This is a genomic window from Formosa sp. F44, from assembly GCF_056238645.1.
The window spans coordinates 137,360-159,006 of the sequence record NZ_JBWDLJ010000006.1; the positions used below are offsets into that span (position 1 = coordinate 137,360).

Here is a 21,647-nt window from a genome sequence, read left to right on the forward strand (position 1 = left end):
AGTAGGTTACAAGGCGATGTTGTCGTTAATAAATGAAATAAAAAATGGAGTTAGAACACTTTTCGGACCTTATAAATAGGCCAGATGCTAAAACAAAATATTACAAAAAAGGACAAATTCTTCAGTTTGCTGGAGACGAGCAAGCCAAGTTGTTTTATGTTAAAAGCGGACTTTTAAGAAGTTACATTATTAATGAAAAGGGGAAGGAACACATTTTCGATTTTGCGCCCGAAGGCAAATATATTTCAGATGTAGAATCTCGTCAGAATAATATACCAACAAGTCTTTTTATAGATACGATTGAAGATAGTGAGGTGATAAGTGTGCCGCTAGAGAAATTAAGTCCAACCGGATTAAGTCCCGAACTTATTTTTAATGAATTTACAGATTTAGCGCTTCGATATGGCGTTTTGCAAAAACGATTAATCATGCTTTTAAGCGTGCCTGCACGACATCGTTACACCCATTTTATTGAAACCTTTCCAGAAGCTATAGATAGAATACCGCTTAAAATGATAGCCTCTTATTTAGGAATTACTCCAGAAGTACTCAGTAAAATTAGAGGTGAAATTGCTAGGGGTAAATAATTTACGTTTCTTAATCTAGATTAATTTTAAGACTATAATGTAGGTATACCTTTGTGATATAATTAAATCAATATATCATGAAAAATTTAGTAAAAAATAGTTTAAAATACTGGTGGATGCCACTAGTTTCAGGAGTATTAATGATTTTATTAGGCGTATGGGTTTTTAGAACACCAATCGCATCATATATCACTTTAGCGATTTTATTTCAATTGGGATTTTTAATTTCAGGTGTGTTCCATATCGGATTTGTATTAACTAATAAACACAACATTTCGAATTGGAAATGGAGTTTAACTTCAGGATTTATAGACGTATTTTTAGCTTTCATACTATTCTCTAACCCAGGATTAAGCGCTGTAATGTTGCCTATTTATATTGGATTTATGTTGTTTTTCCGTTCTATTATGGGCATCGGACTTTCCTTCGAGCTCGAACAATCGTCTGTAAAAGGCTGGGGTTGGGGGTTAGCTAGTTCAATTTTAGCTATGTTATTTTCATTCTTAATGATTTCGAATCCATTTTTCGGAAGTCTGAGTATTATTTTTTATACAGGTTTTAGTATTTTATTTCTTGGGTTTTCTCAAGTGAGTATGGCTTTTAATCTTAATAAAATAAGTAAAGAATTAAATGAAGAAGATAGCAATATTTACGAAGTAGAAACGGTGGAGTAAACCGTGGTTTTAATATATTAAGTACAACATAAATTGAAAGAAATGATAAAAAAGTAGAAGCTAATTTTCAAGTGTTAATAACAATTAGTTTAAAAGTCCAAAATGTTTAAATAACATTCTGGGCTTTTTATTTTATAAGCTATGCTCTTGTAATTCATAAAATTAACAGGAGCATCTCTTTATTTTAGGAATATTTGTTTTTTAAATTCTAGTCCTCTAACAGATTGATTTTGTAGGGTTAATGGTAAAGACATCGTAAGCTGATTATGAGTATTAAAAACTGTCTTAAAATTGAAGCTAATTTGAGTATAAGGTAACATAGCGTTAAAGATTTACTAACCCTTGAAACTTTAAAATGGGGCATTTTTGAACAAAAAAAATAATATGGCATCAAAAGATACGGGCAGACGTGGATTTCTGAAAAAAGCGTTAATTGCAACTGGAGGAATTATGTTAGCTCCAAACTTTATAAGTTGTAGTAACGACGACGATAATTTCGAATCAGATTACAACGAATCTTTACTTAGTACTAAAAATTTTAATCAAGGTGTAGCTAGTTTCGACCCGACCAGTTCTAGTGTAATTATCTGGACGCGCTACGCAACAGCAAACAGTGAAATTATTTGGGAAGTCGCAACCGACTCTAGTTTTTCTAGTATCATTAGAACAGGAAAAATAACCACCGAGACCTCTAGAGATTTAACCATTGCAGTAGAATTGGCAGAACTAGACGCTAATCAAAAATTATATTATCGTTTTATAAATAGTGTAGATAATGCCATGTCTGTAGTAGGAGAAACCTTGACGTTGCCGGTTGAAGCATCTCAAGTTAAACTAGCCGTGTGTTCATGTTCTAATTATCAAGCCGGATTATTTAATGCTTACGATGCTATGGCAAATTCTAATGCCGATATTATTGTGCATTTAGGAGATTATTTTTATGAATACGGCGCTGGAGGTTATGGTTCTACGGCCGAAAATGCATTTTTAAACAGACAGCATGAACCTGCTCATGAAATTTTATCTTTAGACGATTATAGAACACGCTATAAACAATACAGGTCTGATGTGTCGTTACAATTAGCGCATCAGAAAAAACCATTTATTTGTATTTGGGACGACCATGAAATTGCAAATGATACATACATAGATGGTGCAGAAAATCATGACGAAGCTACCGAAGGGTCTTTTGAAGTGCGTAAACAACATGCGTTACAAGCTTACAGTGAATTTTTACCTTTTTCTCAATTGTCTGAAGGGAAAAACGATATTATTTACAGAACGTTTAATATAGGAAATCTTGTTAATTTAATCATGTTAGATACGCGTGTTATCGGGCGAGACAAACAATTAAACATTGCAAATTATTTTACAGCAACAGGTTTCGACGCTGTTGCGTTTCAAACGGCATTAAGCGATACCTCGCGTTCTTTATTAGGTGCCGAACAACTAAGTTGGGTTACTAGCGAACTCCAAGGAAATTCTGCTAAATGGCAAGTACTAGGTCAGCAGGTGTTAATGGGAAAAATGTATATTCCAGCAGAATTATTAATGGCTTTTGGTAGTCCGAATTTCGTGCAAATTTTAACCGATTTAGTGACCATTAAAACCAGAATGTTGCAACAAGACCCTACACTTACAGCCGAAGAAAAGGCACGTGTTTTGTCTGCAATACCATATAATTTAGATGCTTGGGATGGGTATCCTGTAGATAGAGAGATTATTTACAATGCTTTAAACGGCAAGAAAATAGTCACTTTAGCAGGAGATACGCACAATGCGTGGAATAACGTATTAACGTCTCAGGATGGTACCGAAGTGGGAATTGAACTTGCTACATCAGGAATTAGTTCTCCAGGTTTCGAAACCTATTTAGGCGCAACAAACCCAGAAATGTTAGCTGGATTTGAGCAAGCTTTAATGTTATTGGTAGATGGTTTACAGTATTTCGATGCTTCTAGACGTGGCTATCTTATGGCGACATTTACGCCATCGGAAGTGAAATCGGAGTGGATTTTTGTAGATACCATTTTATCTGAATCTTACTCGACAACCGTAGGACATACCACTACGTTCTCGTAATTACATACGCTTTCATTTATCAATGCCGTTACTAGATTTACTTCTGGTAACGGCATTGTTATGTTATGGTAATTTTAATAGAGCATATTATAAAGTTCAATTCGTAAAATGAAATTCTCGAATTAGAATACATTAATAGAGAATATGTTAAAGTTTTAACTATTTATCTATGGATTTAATAGGTTTTTGAAATTAGTCTAACGTCAGTGAGAGCGCGGTTTTTTGACCTTATTTTGGAACTCTAAAACATACTATTTGTAAGATTTTACTTATTACACTTTGTATAAAAACCTGATAATCTGTTGTTCATCCGATTTATTTTGTATACTTTGGCAGAAGTAAAAATTGGTTAACCAATTAATTGAGGCCTCGATTAAACAGACCAATTCTTTAACAAATAGCTAATTAAACAATGAGACAACAATTATTTAGTCGCATGTGTCAAACCACACTATGCGTCGTCGTATTTCTTTGCGCCTTTCAGTCGTACGGAGCAGATTACACCGTGAATTCTGCAAGTGAATTCAACAACTTAAGCCTCTCACCTGGAGACGTCGTCACTTGGGCAAACGGCACTTACAGTAGCGATCAAAGAATCAATTTTACAGCAAACGGTTCAGCTTCAAATCCAATTATTTTAAGAGCAGAAACACCAGGTGGAGTTATTTTTACTGGGCAAACCAATATGGATATTTCTGGTGATTATGTGATTATAGATGGCTTCTACTGGAATGGTGGAGCAGGTAGTAACAATCATATTCAATTTAGAAAGAGTAGTGCATATGCAAATCATTCAACCATTAGAAATTGTGCGTTTAATAACCTAACGCCTAGTGGCACAGACAAACACCGTTGGATTGTACTTTATGGTACAAATAATACGGTTGAAAACTGTTCATTTTTAAATAAGAATAGTCCTGGAGCGCTAATATTGGTAGAGTTAGAATATAACGATTTTAATCCAGTGGGACACGTTATTAAGGATAATTATTTCTTCAATTTTATAAAGAGAGATCCGTCGACTACGCATTCTGGAGACAGTGAAACCATTCGCGTAGGAACAAGTGAATTTCAGGATAAAAGTGCCAGCGTGACTGTAGAGGGGAATTATTTCTATAAAGCAGATGGCGAAAATGAAATTATTACAAACAAAAGCGCCGATAACACCTACCGAAATAACACCTTTAGAAGATGTCGCGGATCGTTAGTGATGAGACATGGTGCACGTGCAACAGTAGATGGGAATTACTTTTTAGGAGAAAATGTTGAAGGTACAGGAGGAATCCGTATCACCGATAGTTACCACGTTATCACCAACAATTACATTCAGGATGTGGTAAGTTCTGGCGATAAATGGAACAACGGAATTACATTAGTAGGAGGTTCAGATACCTCTGGAGGAATCACCAACGGATACCAAAAAGTTGATGATATAGTTGTAGAAAATAACACTTTATACAATGTAGATTCTCCTATCTTTTATAACGACAGATCGAGTTATGATCCATCTGGAGTTCTAAACAATAATGTAATTTATACAACCTTAACGAATATAGTAAGCGGAGATATTTCAGGTACGGGGCAAAGTATGACTTATAATGGAAATGTATATTACGGCGCTTCATTAGGTATTTCTGACAGTGGATTTACAGAAGCTAATCCACAATTTTCTGCAAACGGAGAAATTTATAGTGCAAGTAGTTCTGCTGTTTCTGGTAAAGGATCTTCAATAAGTAACCCTCATACAAACAGTATGGTCGGGGTTTCTGTAGGCGCTAGTTTCCTAGATGCTTCAGGAAATTCGGCATCAGGAGATTATTTAACAGTATCTTCTGTAAGCGAATTTACTGCAGAAGAAACAACGAAAACAGTAAGTGTATCGTCTAGTGTAGATTGGTCGGTTACCAATAATAAATCATGGATTTCGGTAACACCTACCTCAGGATCTGGAAACGGAAGTATTTCGGTAACGGTGTCAGCAAATGTTTCTGAAACATCTAGAACAGGAACAATTACAGTTAGTGGTTCTGGAGTTTCTAATCAGACGATTAGCATCACTCAAGCTGGTACTACAGATTCTGGTGGGAATGCAGGCATGCCTTCAGACTTAATGACCAATTGTAATCAATGGAAAATTACATATCCAACGGGTGAGGAGGATAAAACCTTATGTGACGAAGAAGGAAACGAATTCTTTTATGTAAACGATGAAGGGAATGCGATTGTATTTCGCGCACCGGTAAGAAGTGATAATGGAACAACGCCTAATTCTGACAATATTCGTTCGGAACTTAGAGAACGTGAAGCCGATGGTTCTAAAGATATATATTGGACTACCGAAGGCACACACGAGCTGTATGTAAAACAAGCGATTACACATTTACCAATTAATAAGTCGCAATTGGTAGCAACTCAAATCCACGGAAATAAAGCCGATGGTATAGACGATTCTATGGTGATGCGATTAGAAGATAATCACTTGTTTTTATCTTTTAACGGCGGGAAATTAAGAAGTAATGTTACCATTACAGAAAATTACACCTTAGGAGATATTCATGAGGTGATCTTTAAAGTGATCGATGGTAAACATTATTGTTACTACGCTGAAGATGGAAATCTTAAAAATGCGTATAATAGCGGGAATGCATCTCAGTATTTAGTACGTGCCGATGGGAATGATTACGTCATGGACAAAAGTTACGATCAATCATACTTTAAAGTAGGTAATTATACGCAAAGTAATCCAGTTGAAGAAGGTGATGATACCGACGACCCTGATAATTATGGCGAAGTATTAGTTTACGATTTCTCTGTAAGTCATGACGAAGGTGGAGAGCCTGTAGATCCAACTGAGGTTACAGGTGTGTCGTTCTCGTCCAGTACAATAGATTTAGCATTAGGAAGCGAGCAACAATTAACAGCAACCGTAAGTCCGTCGGATGCAACTAACAAAAATGTAAGTTATAGCAGTAGCAGTTCTTCTATTGTTTCTGTTAGCAGTAGTGGGAAATTAACAGCAGTTTCAGAAGGAAATGCAACTATTACTGTAACCACAGCAGATGGTGATTTTACAGATACGGTTGTTGTACAAGTTGTCGCACCTTCAAGTGGAGATAATTTAGCGTTAAATAAATCTATTTCAGGAACAGGGACTCCAGATGGCGATAATACCGTTGCGAATTTAGTCGATGGCAATACAGGAACACGATGGTCTGTTTCAGGAATGCCACAGACGGCAACTATAGATTTAGGAGGAACTTTTACCTTAGGAAGTACAGCATTGGTTTGTTATAGCGATCGTGCGTATCAATACACCATTTCGGTTTCATCATCGGAAAATGGATCCTATACGGAAGTTGTAAACAGAAGTTCGAATGCAACGCCAGGTTTGGTTTCTAGTCCTATTTCGGATACATTCAATAATATAGAAGCTCGATTTGTGAAAATTACCGTAACAGGCGCATCATCATACGAAGGAAATTGGGTAAGCCTTTTAGAGTTAAGCGTATTTGCTGGAGAGGGAGAACCAGCGACAGTGGATGTGACTTCAGTAACATTAAATGCATCTTCAATTAATTTAGAAGCAGGTGAAACAGAACAACTTTCTGCAACGGTTAGCCCGAGCGATGCTTCAAATCAAGATGTAAGTTATACGAGTAGCAATACTTCGGTAGCGACAGTAAATTCAAACGGATTGGTAGAAGCGATTTCTGAAGGTTCGGCAACGATTACAGTAACTACAGACGATGGATCATTTACAGATTCTTTAGAGATTACGGTGAATGGAAGTCAGAATGGGACAACACCGTACAGTATTTCTAAATTCCAAGATTACTTGGCGCAATGTAAATTACAATCGCCTTTAAGTGGTACCGAAGCGACTGATGCCGAAATTATTTCAGGGTATTCATCAAATACATTTTATGTTGCCGATGGTAATAAATTAGCGTTTTATCAGTCTAGAGATAATGCAGGTACACGTCAGCGTTCAGAATTGAGATTTCTAGAAAATTGGAATGTAAACGATGATCAAATCTTTCATGCCAATGTAAATATTGTAAACCAAACCTGTGAGCAACTAACGTTTATGCAAATTCATGACGATGCTAATGTTGGTAATGGTCCAAATAAACCTTTATTACGTATTTACCAAAGTGGAGGTCATATATGGGCCGCAGTAAAAACAGACGATGGTGGTACTAATACAAGTCACGTAGATCTTGGAGAAACACCAAATGGTTATTTTGATTGTGATATTATCTTAGAATCAGGAGTTATGATCGTTGAGGTTAATGGTGCTGAAAAGCTTAATACAGATGTATCGTATTGGACGTATCCGAGTTATTGGAAAAACGGAGTGTATTTACAAGATAGTGGAGAAGCAACGGTTCATTTTAACGAATTAACATTAACAGGCGATTCCAGTACAATACCTCCAACAGCAGAATCTACAAACGTAGCATTAGAGAAATCTGTGGTATTTTCAACAGAACAATCATCTAATCCAGCGTCTAATTTAGTCGATGGTGACGAAGATTCTAGATGGTCTGCACAATCTTACCCAGTATGGGCAACTGTAGATTTAGGAAGTCTGCATACTATTAATAGTACCGAAGTTATTTGTTATAACGATCGGGTCTATAAGTATATTATTGAAGTGTCTACAGATGGTAGTAACTTCTCACAAATAGTTAATAGATCTAATAACACGACATCAGGAAGCAATTCCAATCCTATAGCAGATTCATTTTCGGAAGTAGACGCCAGATATGTAAGAATCACGGTGACAGGAGCGCATAGCTACGATGGAGATTGGGCGAGTATAGACGAGCTTAGAGTGTTTGGGTATTCGAAATTGGTATCAGCAAGAGGGATTTCGCCAGAAACCCAAATAGCAAGTTTTTCTGAACCAGAATTAGCATTATACCCAAATCCTACAACAAATACCGTTAATATTCGTGGAGCAAAAGCCTACCATACCTTAACGGTTTATGATCAAGTAGGGAAAGTGATATTTAATCGTCCTTTAGACGGAGAAACAGTAGATATTTCTAATTTAAAATCGGGGATGTATATCTTTAGATTATCAGGAAATGATACTGCAATAAACAAACGTATTATTAAAAAATAAGAATTAGTTTAGTTTGGATTAGGTAGATGGAGGTTTCTTCATCTGCCTTTTTTTTGCTCTATTCTAAACGCTAATTGAGGAGTGAGGTCTGTATTTAAGAATAATCCAGTTTGCTTAACTCTTTAATGGCCTCGGTATAGCCTAATTCGAAAACGGTCTGTATATGGGCTTTTGAAAAAGCTTCATATTTACCAATGTTTTGGGGCGCAATAAGCACATCGCAATCTTTAAATTTGGCTTCACAATCCTGAAATCCCGTAATGCTATACGATCGGTTTACTACCGCTTTAGTGGTTTTTAGATTCTCTTTAGTAATTTTAGAAAAAGAGTTGAGGTAAACTCCAATAATAGTATCGCAATAGATTTGCAACGGCCGGATAGGGAAATTATCTGTTACACCACCATCACACAACACATAGCCATTATATTCTATGGGCGTAAACATGCCCGGAACCGATGACGAAGCAACGATAGGGGTGATAATTTTTCCTTGAGAAAAATACCGGGTTTTACCTTCTAATAAGTCTGTTGCCGCAATAAACATGGGAATGTCTAAACTTTCAAAACTATCTTCTTTAAAAAATGCACTGAGTTGCATACCTACTTTATTACCATCGAAAAAGCCGGCCTTTCGCAATGTGAAATTTTGAAATGAAAATAAGTCAATTTTAATAAAGAAATCTAAGATGTCTTGCCAATGGTGTCCTGCGGCATAAAGCGATCCAACAATAGCACCTGCACTTGTTCCAGAAATATAATCAGGTTTAATGCTTAATTCGTCCATAGCTTTTAAAACGCCTATATGCGCGACACCTCTGTAACCGCCACCTGATAATGCGAGTCCTAATTTTTTCTTGATTTCCATTTTATTGTATGTTCAGAAATATGTGATATGTTTAATTAATATTATGTTTTTTTTTACTTCTGATGCGTTTAGTTTTCGTTTTGGCCGATAATGAAAACTAGGCTTTATGTAACGAGTTCGAAGGGTTTTAAATAGTAAATCTTACTCTGGGTAAAGGTAATAAATATGAAAAATATAGAAGCTCTGGACATAGTCCTTTATGATTTTTTTAAATTTGTAGTATGGATTTGTAAGCTAAAGATGAATTGTTTCTCGTGACGATAATGGTCCTTTTTTAGAAAAGAAAAGCGAGCTATTATAGTATGTGTAGCTCGCTTTTTATGTGTTATCTGTTTAATAGACTACGGGTTAGTAGACCATAACGATGCGCTTTTTAGCATTGCGCGTTTTGGTAATTTTAAACCAGCAAGAATTAATTCAGCGAAATCTTCAGGTTGTAACACGCTGTCTTCAGAGTCTTTTGTCGCGATTCCTAAACCTATAGACATATCCGAAGCGATTGTGCTTGGTGTTAGCGTGCAAACTCTAATATTGTTTTTACGCACTTCTTTCATTAACGATTCCGACATCCCGATAACTGCAAATTTGGATGCAGAATATGCAGACGTTGTTGCGTTTCCGCTTAATCCCGCCGTTGAAGATACGTTTATAATTTCTCCGTCGTTTTGTTCAATTAAATGAGGTAATACTTCTTTAGTCACATAATACATTCCCATAACGTTGGTTTGTATAATTTGTGACCAATCATCGACTTCCATATCATTAAAGGTTCCAAAAGCCGCAATTCCGGCATTATTAACTAGAATGTCTACACCGCCAAGTGTGTCTATAAGTGTTTTTATTGCTGTTTTTACTTCGTCGTAATTACTTACATCAAATACCGCATAAGTAGATTTAACTCCAAGCGCTTCCAGTTCGGCAACGGTTTCTTTTAAAACGCCTTCAGTTCTTCCAGTAATCGCTACATCAATACCTTCTTTTGCAAATGCTATAGCTGTTGCTTTTCCGAGTCCTCTACCACCTCCGGTAATTATTGCTTTTTTACTTTTTAATTTAGTCATGATTTTTTCTTTAATATAATTTATGTCGTATTTAAAAGTAAAATACAACACGGTGCATTTTTTATTACGAATCTAAATTACAAAATTTAGCTTAGAATTAGCTGTTTCTTGATCTTGGATTAGGAGCAAAATTTCCGAAATTAAAATGTTAAAATTAGAATATAAAAAGCTTGGGTTAAAACCATTTTATAATCATTTATACCGTAACAATATAGGGTAGTTTTATTATTGCTTGAAGCAAGGTTAATTTTAAATAGTTTAGTGATTAGTAAAGTTATTATAAAATTAAAAACAGCTCTAACAAAGAAGCCAAAGCTGTTTTTTTAAAATTTTGTGGTCACTAAAAAGCAAGGACACAAAGCATTTTATATGCTGTCAATCCGTTTATTCTATTACAATATCAAATTCAATATATTTGAATGTGCTTTTAAGATATGATGAATTTGTATAAACTACGCCATAATAATATGTTCCTGTTTCCCAGGCATTACCTCCTGTAATTGGATTTGGATCTGGTGAATTATTATCGATTGTAGCTCCTATTTTTATAGGGAGACCGTAATTCCAATGGCCCGTATTCTCATTGTTTCGTAATGTAATGACTTCTTCATCTCCAGAAGAATGTGAGACAACTTCTGTTACGATAACCTTAGAAAAATCGATAGCTTCTACAGTTTCTGGTTTGTGGTTTAGACTCTTTTTAATTAGCAATCCGTACATAATTCCGTCACCTTTAAGACCTCCTATTTGGATTGCCGACCAAAGAGATTCATCTATACTAAAAAATGTTGCGTCCGGATTTTTAAATTCACCATTATTATAAAAATTATTAAATCCTGAAACCCCATCGACATTAATTTTGTCTACTCCAAACACGCTAACATGCGGATTAACGTCTGGGAAATCGGCTGCATCAATTAATTCAACTTGTCTAATTTCTTCTAGATACGTTCCATTCTGATCAGTAATTGTAATAATAAAGTCATATTTACCTTTTGGAGCTTCTGCGGGAATATCAAAATGTTGATGCATTGTAGCATTTTTCAAGCCTTGATATTTATCCCAAGTAATTTCATAAGACCATTCTTCCGCATACGTTTCATTACTTTTCTGTTCTATGTTTACCTTAACGATGTCGATAAGATCTCCTGCAAGTATTTCTGCGTTAAGATGGAAATCTTCACCAACAACACCGAGTTCGTTATTGTAAAGACCAACTTCAACTTCAGAAATAGTAGGTGTTTCTAAGATAATAACTTCATCATCATCATCATCATTATTACAAGAAGTAAGAAATACAAGTAGTATTGGTAAGATATATACGTAATTTTTAATCTTCATTATTGTTTTAATTTTTATTGTTTGTTATTCTGATTTTTTGGTACTAACAGTTGTGTTTATCTGAGGTTAGGTTTTGTGTCTTAATGTATACAACACGCGTCAGTATTACATTTGCAATATTTTCGGTTGTATAGGTGTAATAGTATTAATGACAATGTTGGTATAAATATTACATTTTCTTGAAGAGAAATCCATGTTGCTTTTTCATTAATAATTACAAAAAACAACAAACTCCAACTTATCCATAAGGCAGGCTTTATCCATGTGTTTGCTGTTGTATGAGTTGAACGGTAAACAGCCAAGAAAGAAATTGCCAAGAAAATATAATCTATAAGTTTCCACCAGCCGGGTGTAGAACTACAACATGTTAGCAGACTCGTTTGTGCCATAAATATAAAGGGTGTCGCGATGCAATGTATTAGACAAAGTATACTAGATACAGCACCTAGGCTGTCTGCTTTTTGAGTTGTAAATATCATATGTCTTAAATATTATTCTATAATCTTAATATCTACAGACGTTCGTGCTTGCCATCCAGTTTCATCGGTTACCGAATAAGCGCAGTGGTAATCTCCTGTATCTACATCGTTAGGGATAATCACTTCAATTTCTATTTCATAACTTGTTGGCCCACCTTCAATAGCATAATTTTCATTCACTAATAAAGGGTTTATTGCATCCTTTTTATCGTCTAAAGCACAATTTACATCTTGATCGTCATGTGTATGGTGATCGAAATTGTTGTGAATGTTTAAACTGTAAGACGCTAAGGCTTGGTTGTCTGTAGCCAGAACTTTAAAAATGTAGGTTTCACCTCTTTTAAGTTGTTCACAAGCTTGAGGAAAACCACCGTCGTAATTAATGGTAATAACCGGTTTTTCTTCGTCTTTATCTATGCTGTCGCTATCTGAACATGATGCTAAAAACAAAAGAAGAAGAAATACGTAGTTGAATTTTAATATAAATTTCATAGTAATTAAGGGATAAAGAGGCTGTCTTAAAAGTTGCGTTTTCGTTAACCTGAACTAGATTCAGGTTCTCATATGTTTGGTAATCCATATGATGAGATTATGAAACATATTCAGAATGACGGATTTAACACGTTTAAGACAGCCTCGTAATTAATGTATTAAGCTGTAATGTCTATATGTGATTCGTAAGTTTGGATGTTTCCATTTTCGTCTTCAACAGTAAACGTAACATGATATTCGCCTGCAGGAGCAGTTGCAGGAACATCGATGTGTTTATGGAATTCTGCTTCAGTTAAGTCATGGTAATCAGAATATACGTTTTCGTAATCCCATTCTACTTCTCCTTCACCTACAGGAATATCGTGCGCATGAATGTCAACGCTAATTTCATGGATACCGTTATGGGCATCTACCAAAAATTCAGCATGAAAATCGCTACCACGTACTACAGTTTCATCCATTTCAAAGTCACTAATTGTAATTGGTGCTAAAACATCTAAATGCCCTTCAACTTCGGAGCTGTTTCCTAACTCATCTACAACAATAAGTTCTACATGATACTCCCCAGCAGGTGCAGTTCCAGGAATGTCTATATGTTCGTGAAATGTTGCATTAATGACTTGGTAAGAGGCATCGTCGTAAACTTGTGTTAATTCCCAAGCTTCTTCGCCTTCTGAAAGGGTGATGTCGTCGTGAGAATGAATTTTAAGGGTAATACTGCTCACTACATTCTCGGCATAAATTTCTGCCTCTAGATGTAGGTCAGATCCTCTGTAGGCTACTGGATCTGTAGAATGTTCACTGCCTTCGCCAAATTCGAAGTTGGTGATTACTGGTGCACTTGTTGTTGCGCCGTCGTCGTCACTGCTACATGATTGTAAAACTAATCCTAGTGAAAGGAAAAGGACTAAAAGTTTAAAATTTGCTTTCATAATTTTCTGATTTTAAGTGTTAATATTAATTGATTGTTGTTATTTAAAAAGGTATTGTTAATGATAATGATAGGTTTCTACCGGCTTCCGGAACGTCTATTAAACGATAGAAACTTGTGTGGTCGAAATATTTTGTGTTGAATACATTGTTTAGTTTTAGGCGCATTTCTATTGGTGCATTGTTCTTAAATACATCGAGTTCTGTTATAAATGACATATTTACTAATTGATACCCATCGGTAACTTCCTCTGGAGGTACAATCTCGTCTTGCTTTGCAGTAATCTTATAATCGGCGATTAGTAAGGGTTTAGTAAAAAAGAGCACGTCTTTAAACTGATAGCTTGCAGAAAATAAACCTGATAACGGTGGAGAAAACGGAATGGTAAAGCCTTCTTTCGGACCGCTAGTTTGTCTAGAATAAACATATTCTGCAGAGGCGTCTAGTTGTAAGTGATTAAATAGGGTAGTACTTGCTCTAAGTTCTCCTCCAAATCGGAAGACTTTACTCTGAGTATATTCATAAATTTGTAAGGTTTCGTAATAGCCCGACGTTGGATTTAAATAAATAAAATTCTCGAAGAAATTGACAAACGGACTTACGCCAATACTAAACGTTTCTCTGGTATAGTTTACTTCCAAATCTAACTGATACGATTCTTCTGGGTCTAAATCTAGATTTCCTCTTTCGTAACGATACATATGATAATTCACACCATCTGAAGCCAATTCGTTTGCTAAAGGCATTCTAAAACTCTTACCAACATTAAATTTATAAGTCGTGTGATTATGGATATAACTCAATCCCGCAGATGCACTGAAGCTTCCAAAATCCAAGGTTTTATCTATTGCGCGTTGCATATAGACTTCCGAAGTTGTGCCGTCGGTATTAGTAACAGGCGTAGGATACCAGTCGTAATACGCTTTGGTCTCCATAGTTCCGTAATCGTAACGAACGCCTGCTAATACATGTAAATCTGGAGTGATTTCGTAGGTGTCGAAAGCAAAAACTCCAGCTGTAAAACGGTTGTATTCTGGAATTAAGAAACCCCAACCACCAATATTATTATCTTGATATTCTAGGTTTACTCCAAATACTATATCATGTTTATCGTTAAGACTAAAAGCATCTCTTGCATTTAAAGCATAAGTGTTTTTACTAAAGTCACGTTCTAAAGTACTTGATGGTTTTGGCATATAGCCATGAGCAACAGCTTCTGAACGTTCTTCGCGATGATTATTCTGAAAACCTAAATCGATATGAAATGTATGGTCTCCACTAAAAATAGAAGTGTTATTCGTTATTTTAAAATGATTCACGGTATGATACGGCAAATCGATATCGCGATTAGAACTGTCGTAATCGATATCTGAAACGATAACTTCTAAACCATGAGCATTAGCAAAGAAACCATTCTTGGCATTTACGTTGCTAAAGGTCGTTTCCGATTGTATGTTATCATTAACATAACCCACACTAACGCTGGCATTGGCTTCATTCCCTGCGGTGTTTCTTAAATTATTATCGTCTAATTCGAAAATATAATTATCGTAACTAATTTTATCAGTAGGGACTTTGTAATCGGCATAATCTCTATAGGTTAATCGCGCTCTGTAAAACCAATGGTGTTTACGAGCTTCTATACCGGCAGAGACACCAATTAAATCATTATTAGTTTCACCTAGTAGATTGACTTCACCACTAAAAGAATGCATTGCCGGAATAAAATTTGGCTGAATATCGACAACACCTGCAATAGCATCGGAGCCATACACCAAAGACGCCGGTCCTTTTACAATCTGAATATTTTCAATACCATATTGATCGATTTCCAAACCATGATCGTTTCCCCATTGTTGTGCTTCATGTTTAATTCCATTCTGCACAACGGCAACACGGTTAAACCCTAAGCCACGAATTACAGGTTTAGATTGTCCAGACCCAATATTAATTGTGCTTACCCCAGGAATTTTACTCAACGTTTGCATCAAGCTGTTTTCTCTGTTTTTGTTCAAGAATTCCTCGGTAACGGTATATGAGACCACAGGCGTTTCCATGTTTTCTCTTTGCTTAGATTTTCCATGAACTTGGACTTCATCTAAGTTGGTGGTAGATTCTGTTAAATGAACTACAACATCTTTCAACTCAAGACACACATCTACCTTGATAACTTTAGGCGCGTAGCCCATACTCGTAACGGTAAAGGTGTATTCTCCTGTTTTTACATTTTTCAGTGTAAAATCACCTGTATTCGAGCTAATAGTAAATAAATCGTTACCACTAATTGAAGCGCCTTCAATAGGTTGTAAGGTGTTGGCGTTAAGCACAGATCCTTTTACGGTAAAGGTTTCTTGTGCAAACGCTAAAGTGCATAGGCTTAAACATAGCCATACACTAAGTGTTTTTTGAAGCATATTGATATACTGTGAAAAATTAGAAATGTTCTCTAGAATGAGAACCTGTAAAATGTCCTAATACACGTAGATTACTGTAAAGGCCTATATATTTAAACTTTAAATGGTATGATGGAGGTATCGGAATATGTTTTAAAAGTCAATAATAATATGATTATCAATTTTTAAAACGTGTAAAAAGATACCAAAACCAGATAAAATAAATTATTGGGTCTTTAAATGATAAAATGTATAGGTGAAATTTAAATAAGGGATGGCGGAGGTCTAGAAAAGAGCTCGTCCGTATTAATTATATTCGAGTGAATATAATTGTAATACTTTCTTAAGTCTTGAGTAAATACATACTCTTTAATTTCGAATGAGAATTCTTGTGGCTCAGGAGAAATTGCAGGTGTAAGATTAATAGCTGTGGCATGGTCGCAAATTACACAATGCAAGGCGTGATCGCTGTCATCTACATCATGAGCATGAGATAGCGCATGTAACCCAACCATTTTCATTGATAGAAAAAGGAAGAGGAACAGAAACGTAATGCTATTTTTAAAACCCGCTGTTTTCATTAATTGGCTAAAGTATTAAATTATATACGAATCCAAAGAAGAGAAAGTGTTAAGCATATGTTAATTAGAATAACGGTAACATATTGAGAATCCCACTCACGTATTAGTGTTTTCTTAGTTTTAAATTCAATTTGAAATAAAAGAATAGGGTAATAGGGTGTCGGTATATTATTCGTGGTTTAATTATCAGATTTGTGTTCGTCTTAACTAGAACTTCAGACACTATGTTATTTCATAAAAAAAGTCACCTATATGTAAGGTGACTTTTAGTACGACTTAAAAAACTGTTCAAGTTTTATAAATATGTTTATTCTATGTTTTCTAAAGAATCTATAGTGTTCCTACTTTCGGCAATGGCATCTCTTTGTTTTAAAAGCATAGCTCTTAAGTCTGCATTCAATTCATAATTATTAAGAATCTCATCGTAATCATTAATAGTTTCTTGCTCTCCTTCTCTGACTTCTTCAAGTATGGATTCATCACTATCTAGCGAAAAAAGCGCTTTGGTATCTATCCAAACACGTTGCAACGTGCCAGATATACTACCGTCATCGTCGTCTTCAAGATCTAAACCTTGAGCGAGAAGTAATTGTCTAAGCTCAGAGATATATCCGTTTCTTGCCATAACTTTTTCATTAAAATATCTTTTTAATTTAGGATTATCTACATGTATCGCCGCTTTTATAAATCCTTTTTCGACATCCACCAATTTTTCAATTAGTTCATTAAGTTTTATCTCGGTGTCTCCATGTATGGGTTTCATAATTATCGGTGTTTAAATTAAACGGATTTTATCAAGCACTTTGCCTGTTTGAAAGATACTAATAAATACGACGAGAGTTAAATTATTAAGTTGCTATTTTTTAATCGAGTCATAATTTTATCATGTAAAAAAGCATCTAACTTAATTATTAATCATGAACCCATCGAAACGTTTTGTTGCGCTTTCTTCTTTTTATTTCTTTTCTCTAAATACCTATGTGACCAATATCCTAATGCAACCAAGATGCAAGCGGTCCTTAAGCCTTTATTTTTCTTAAGAATGGAAATCGCTCCAACTAGGTTTGCAGGATTCATAAATAATAGTGTTTAGAGATAGATTTTAGATGCTTCGGTTTAATGCGTACTCATTTTTTCTTTTCGTTTGCGCAGTTGGCGTTCTAAATCGTTAATAGATTCGGATACGGAGTCTGCGAAATTGTCGTGACTGGCTTCGGCAAATAAACGTGGTCCTGGTAAACTTAATCTGATATTACAAATTTTACCGGTGTCGTCTGACGTCGTATTTTCCGTTTTAAAGAAAACATCGGCACGAATTACCATGTCGTATTTAGCACCTAACTTTTCTAATTTTTCTCGAGCGGTTTGTTCTAACGCTTCACTTGCAGAAACGTCGTGATATTCAAATATAATTTGCATAATGTTGAGGTGTTTAATTAAAATTATTTATTACAATTTACCATCCAATTGATGCCATATTCGTCTGTGCATCGTCCAAAATGTCCCCATTCTCGTTCTCTAAAATCATGGTGTACTTGTCCGTTTTCAGAAAGTTGATCAAAAATATTTTCGGCTTCTTCTACAGACGGCAAATCCACACTCATGTGTATTTGATTACCGTGATTAATTGGGGTATCTGGAGCCGCATCGTAAGCCATAAAATGTATGCCTTTACCTTTTAATTCTGCGTGCTGTATTTTTTGATGATAAGACGATGGAATATCAATCTTTGCATCTTTATACGTTTGTTTGTTTTTTATTTCAGCGTTAAATATGTTACTGTAAAAGTGAAGTGCTTCTTGGCAGTTGCCTGTAAAAGCAAGATAAGCTTGTACGTTCATAATAAATGTTTTTTCGGTTCAATAGCTAAGGTATAAGCTTTGTGTGTGCTGGATTGACTGAAAGGCTTTAATTATTAACGTTATTAAATTTAGTGCTACGCCACTTCGCTTTTTTATACATAAGAGAAGTGGCGTAGTATTCTAAAATTCAGAATTTAATATTATTTCCAAGTATTTATAATGATGTTTTTTGCCTTTAAATCGAACATTAAATTATAAAGACCAAAGAAAGTACGGTTCATATAGATAAAATGTTTTGAACCTCGGTTTGCATTTAGTTTTCTTAATTGAGTGTTTTTTGAATATTTTTCTCCCAAATCTGCTATTTTTCCAAAGAATTCTGCATTTGAAAAATCGAATACTTCTTCGTGTAAAGGTTGCGTAAATAAGGTTAGCATTTCGTGAAACATTGCTGTAAAAAAGGTGATTTCTTCTTCAGAATCGTCTGTTCTTAAAATTTCAAGTTCGAATAGTTTCGCTTGAAATAATTCGGGATTATTCATATTATCCTTTAACGCCAATTCAAAATAAGGGCCGTAAAAATCTTCTGGGATAAGTTTCATACATCCAAAATCAAGAGCTATTAAATCTCCATATTTAGAGACTAGGAAATTACCGGGATGCGGATCGGCATGTACTTTTTTTAACATGTGAATCTGATACATATAAAAATCCCAAAGCGCTTGGCCTAATTGGTTTGCAAGGTCCTGGTTGGTATTATATGCGGTGAATTCGGATAAATGTTCGCCCACCATATAATCCATTGTAATGATACGCTCAGACGACCACTGTTCGTAATAGTTTGGAAATTTTAGATGCGGAATATGGGCACAGGCTTTAGAAATCTCTTTACTTTGCTGCACTTCTAGAATGTAATCGGTTTCTTCAATAAGTTTGTTTTCTACCTCTTTAAAATATTTATCAGATCCTTCTCCTTTAATATTAAACATACTCATAGCAATGGGTTTTACCATGGCTAAATCCGATTTTATACTATCGGCAACTCCGGGATACTGAATTTTAACAGCCAACTTTTTGCCATCCTTTTCTGCAATATGCACTTGGCCAATACTAGCCGCGTTTACCGAGTTTAAATCGAAAGTATCAAATAAATCTTCAGGTGGTTTTCCAAAGTATTTTTTAAATGTTTTTAAAACTAGAGGAGGTGATAATGGTGGTACAGAAAACTGAGCTAAAGAAAATTTCTCGACATAGGCCTGAGGCATAATGCTTTTTTCCATGCTTAACATTTGTGCTACTTTAAGCGCGCTACCTTTAAGCTGTTTTAACCCATCGTAAATATCGGATGCATTACTCGAGTTCAGTTTATCTTTGGCTTCAAGTTCTGTTTTGGTGATTTTATCGCCGTAATATTTTAGGTAATTAACACCAATTTTAGCACCTGTAGACACGAGTTTAGAAGCACGCTCTATTTTTGATGTGGGTATTTTATTAATTGCTTTCATAGTCTTAGGTTATTGCATTTTTACTTTTTCTTTGAATAAGAATTTACCCAGATCAAATAGACTCTTTAAGGGTGCAACATCTAAAAAGTCAAAGCCTGTGTTTATAGATTTTTCAATAAAAATATCTGTCTTTTCAAATCCAGGCGAATCGTCTTCCATCCAGAATTTCAGAGTAACCAATAATTGTAACCAAACACTTTCTTGTAGGCCGCGCTCTTGAAATTTATCGATTTTTTCTTGTTGTGTTTCTACAACTTCAATATCCAATGTGGAAATATAATTGATGAATTCTTGTCGTAATTTTGTTAGACATTTTAGATTCTTCAATTTGTTTTGATGCTGATTTAAAGCAAACATGACATAACTTCTATTGGCCGTAAGGTTTTCGAAAAATGTAAAGTAAAAACTCAGTAATTTAGTTCGGGCATCAAAAGTGTCGTAATTTTCACTGCTTACCAGAACTTTTAGGGTATTATCTAAAAACGCTTTAAAAATAGCGGCTTCTAAGGCTTGAAAAGAAGCAAAAAATTCGTAAAATTTCTGTTCTTCAAAATTGTTAGCTTTCGCAAAAGCATACACTGTTTTTGGTTGCTGATTATGTTCTAGGGCATAATCCATGTAAAAATCTATAAGCTGTTCTTCCGTAATTATTTTCTTTTTGGCCATAATAAAATGCTAAATGTTAAAGAGATGCTGTATAAATTTACGATGATATTCTGTAGAAAACGAAAAGTGCGCGTTGTTTTATATAGAATTTAACGCTTTAAAATACAATGTTTAACTTCCTAATATTATTAAGTGCAGAATGTTAGACAATAGAAAGGTGTTTAGTTGTGTGAAGTGTATTGTGAAGGATATAAACAGACTTTATTCTTAGTTAGTTTTGTTGTAAAAGTAATTACTGTAGACATGTTATAAAAAAAACAATCATTCGTTGGATGATTGTTTATTACATATTTAGCAGGTTTTGAAATATAAAAAAACCGTAAACACTTTTTTTTAAAGTATTTACGGTTTTATTGAGTGGAGTCGGAGAGGACGACGTGAAATTGTAAATCTTAGTATTTATAGGTATTAAAGAACCTTCAAAATTTATAGGTCACCGAATTGGTCACTTTTTAACACTTTTTAACCAAATTTGTAGGGTAATTCCTGTCCTTNGAGTCGGAGAGGACGACGTGAAATTGTAAATCTTAGTATTTATAGGTATTAAAGAACCTTCAAAATTTATAGGTCACCGAATTGGTCACTTTTTAACACTTTTTAACCAAATTTGTAGGGTAATTCCTGTCCTTGTATGATTTGAGGTCGAATGAGCTTAAATCCTATTAATTTTTATTAGCTGTGATCATTAATTGTAAGGAGAATTTTGATATGCTTAATTTATTGCAATGAGGGTAGTTTTTTTATAGTTTTTTTGCACTTTTAAACAGTTTTAATTAGTGGAAGCCTACAATAGAGGAAAGAGTAAAAAAATTAGCATTAATAACCGTATGCAATAAGCTCCTAAAACAGGCTTTTGCCATAGCCAAATCAGGATTAACCTATGATAATAATTATAGAAGTGTTTTAGTGGGAAATTAATGAGTTTTTACCACAGTACTTCTTAAGTTAGCATTTTAACAAAAACACTAAATTAAGACCTATAAATTAGAAAGAACAAAAGAGAGGAATAAGGTTATTATATACGGAGAGACTACAGATCTCGTCAACATTGAAAATC

At 34.8% G+C, this 21,647-nt stretch carries 17 protein-coding genes and 1 pseudogene; 5 read left to right on the forward strand and 13 right to left on the reverse strand.

Going from position 1 to position 21,647, the window contains the following annotated elements:
* Positions 1-44 precede the first annotated feature (44 nt).
* From AC0UBM_RS17170 to AC0UBM_RS17185, 4 genes are all read left to right on the forward strand, one after another.
* Positions 45-587, forward strand: a complete 543-nt coding sequence (locus AC0UBM_RS17170; RefSeq protein ID WP_414035266.1) for a Crp/Fnr family transcriptional regulator — start codon at positions 45-47, stop codon at positions 585-587.
* A gap of 77 nt (positions 588-664) precedes the next feature.
* Entirely contained in the window at positions 665-1,261 is a 597-nt protein-coding gene (locus AC0UBM_RS17175; RefSeq protein ID WP_414035267.1) for an HdeD family acid-resistance protein, read from the forward strand.
* A 384-nt stretch (positions 1,262-1,645) separates the two neighbouring features.
* Complete coding sequence (locus AC0UBM_RS17180) at positions 1,646-3,343, forward strand: alkaline phosphatase D family protein (protein WP_475689448.1); 1,698 nt, start codon at positions 1,646-1,648, stop codon at positions 3,341-3,343.
* Between the two features lie 412 nt (positions 3,344-3,755).
* Positions 3,756-8,474 carry a chondroitinase-B domain-containing protein gene (locus tag AC0UBM_RS17185; protein WP_475689449.1) on the forward strand — a complete coding sequence of 1,573 codons (4,719 nt, stop codon included), beginning with the start codon at positions 3,756-3,758 and terminating at the stop codon, positions 8,472-8,474.
* Positions 8,475-8,568: 94 nt separating this feature from the next.
* Here AC0UBM_RS17185 and AC0UBM_RS17190 read toward each other — a convergent pair whose 3' ends face one another.
* The 13 genes from AC0UBM_RS17190 to AC0UBM_RS17250 form a co-directional block, all read right to left on the reverse strand.
* The gene (locus tag AC0UBM_RS17190) at positions 8,569-9,339 is read right to left on the reverse strand and encodes a patatin-like phospholipase family protein (protein ID WP_475689450.1); all 771 of its coding nucleotides are present in this window, start codon (positions 9,337-9,339) and stop codon (positions 8,569-8,571) included.
* Positions 9,340-9,680: 341 nt separating this feature from the next.
* Positions 9,681-10,400 (reverse strand): 3-ketoacyl-ACP reductase, encoded by a 720-nt coding sequence (locus AC0UBM_RS17195; protein WP_414035271.1) that lies wholly within the window; start codon positions 10,398-10,400, stop codon positions 9,681-9,683.
* A 384-nt stretch (positions 10,401-10,784) separates the two neighbouring features.
* The gene (locus AC0UBM_RS17200) at positions 10,785-11,741 is read right to left on the reverse strand and encodes a DUF4625 domain-containing protein (protein ID WP_475689451.1); all 957 of its coding nucleotides are present in this window, start codon (positions 11,739-11,741) and stop codon (positions 10,785-10,787) included.
* 80 nt (positions 11,742-11,821) lie between these two features.
* The gene (locus AC0UBM_RS17205; protein WP_475689452.1) at positions 11,822-12,220 is read right to left on the reverse strand and encodes a MerC domain-containing protein; all 399 of its coding nucleotides are present in this window, start codon (positions 12,218-12,220) and stop codon (positions 11,822-11,824) included.
* A gap of 12 nt (positions 12,221-12,232) precedes the next feature.
* On the reverse strand, positions 12,233-12,712 hold the full coding sequence (locus tag AC0UBM_RS17210) for a DUF4625 domain-containing protein (RefSeq protein ID WP_475689453.1): 480 nt from the start codon (positions 12,710-12,712) through the stop codon (positions 12,233-12,235).
* Between the two features lie 158 nt (positions 12,713-12,870).
* Complete coding sequence (locus tag AC0UBM_RS17215; protein ID WP_475689454.1) at positions 12,871-13,644, reverse strand: DUF4625 domain-containing protein; 774 nt, start codon at positions 13,642-13,644, stop codon at positions 12,871-12,873.
* 43 nt (positions 13,645-13,687) lie between these two features.
* A complete protein-coding gene (locus AC0UBM_RS17220; RefSeq protein ID WP_475689455.1) occupies positions 13,688-16,057 on the reverse strand; it encodes a TonB-dependent receptor in 2,370 nt (789 codons plus the stop codon).
* A gap of 242 nt (positions 16,058-16,299) precedes the next feature.
* Positions 16,300-16,551 carry a hypothetical protein gene (locus AC0UBM_RS17225; protein ID WP_434036745.1) on the reverse strand — a complete coding sequence of 84 codons (252 nt, stop codon included), beginning with the start codon at positions 16,549-16,551 and terminating at the stop codon, positions 16,300-16,302.
* Between the two features lie 373 nt (positions 16,552-16,924).
* Positions 16,925-17,380: a PA2169 family four-helix-bundle protein gene (locus AC0UBM_RS17230; RefSeq protein WP_475689456.1), complete on the reverse strand. Its 456-nt coding sequence runs from the start codon at positions 17,378-17,380 to the stop codon at positions 16,925-16,927.
* A 353-nt stretch (positions 17,381-17,733) separates the two neighbouring features.
* Positions 17,734-18,036, reverse strand: a complete 303-nt coding sequence (gene hpf, locus AC0UBM_RS17235) for a ribosome hibernation-promoting factor, HPF/YfiA family (RefSeq protein ID WP_414035279.1) — start codon at positions 18,034-18,036, stop codon at positions 17,734-17,736.
* 23 nt (positions 18,037-18,059) lie between these two features.
* Positions 18,060-18,458, reverse strand: coding sequence for a VOC family protein (locus tag AC0UBM_RS17240; protein ID WP_475689457.1), 399 nt, complete (start codon positions 18,456-18,458; stop codon positions 18,060-18,062).
* 161 nt (positions 18,459-18,619) lie between these two features.
* A complete protein-coding gene (locus AC0UBM_RS17245; protein WP_475689458.1) occupies positions 18,620-19,924 on the reverse strand; it encodes an ABC1 kinase family protein in 1,305 nt (434 codons plus the stop codon).
* 9 nt (positions 19,925-19,933) lie between these two features.
* Positions 19,934-20,590: a TetR family transcriptional regulator C-terminal domain-containing protein gene (locus tag AC0UBM_RS17250; protein WP_475689459.1), complete on the reverse strand. Its 657-nt coding sequence runs from the start codon at positions 20,588-20,590 to the stop codon at positions 19,934-19,936.
* Between the two features lie 804 nt (positions 20,591-21,394).
* Between AC0UBM_RS17250 and AC0UBM_RS17255 the strand changes: the two are divergent.
* Positions 21,395-21,508: pseudogene (locus AC0UBM_RS17255) on the forward strand (IS110 family transposase); the annotation flags it as partial.
* Between the last annotated feature and the right edge of the window lie 139 nt (positions 21,509-21,647).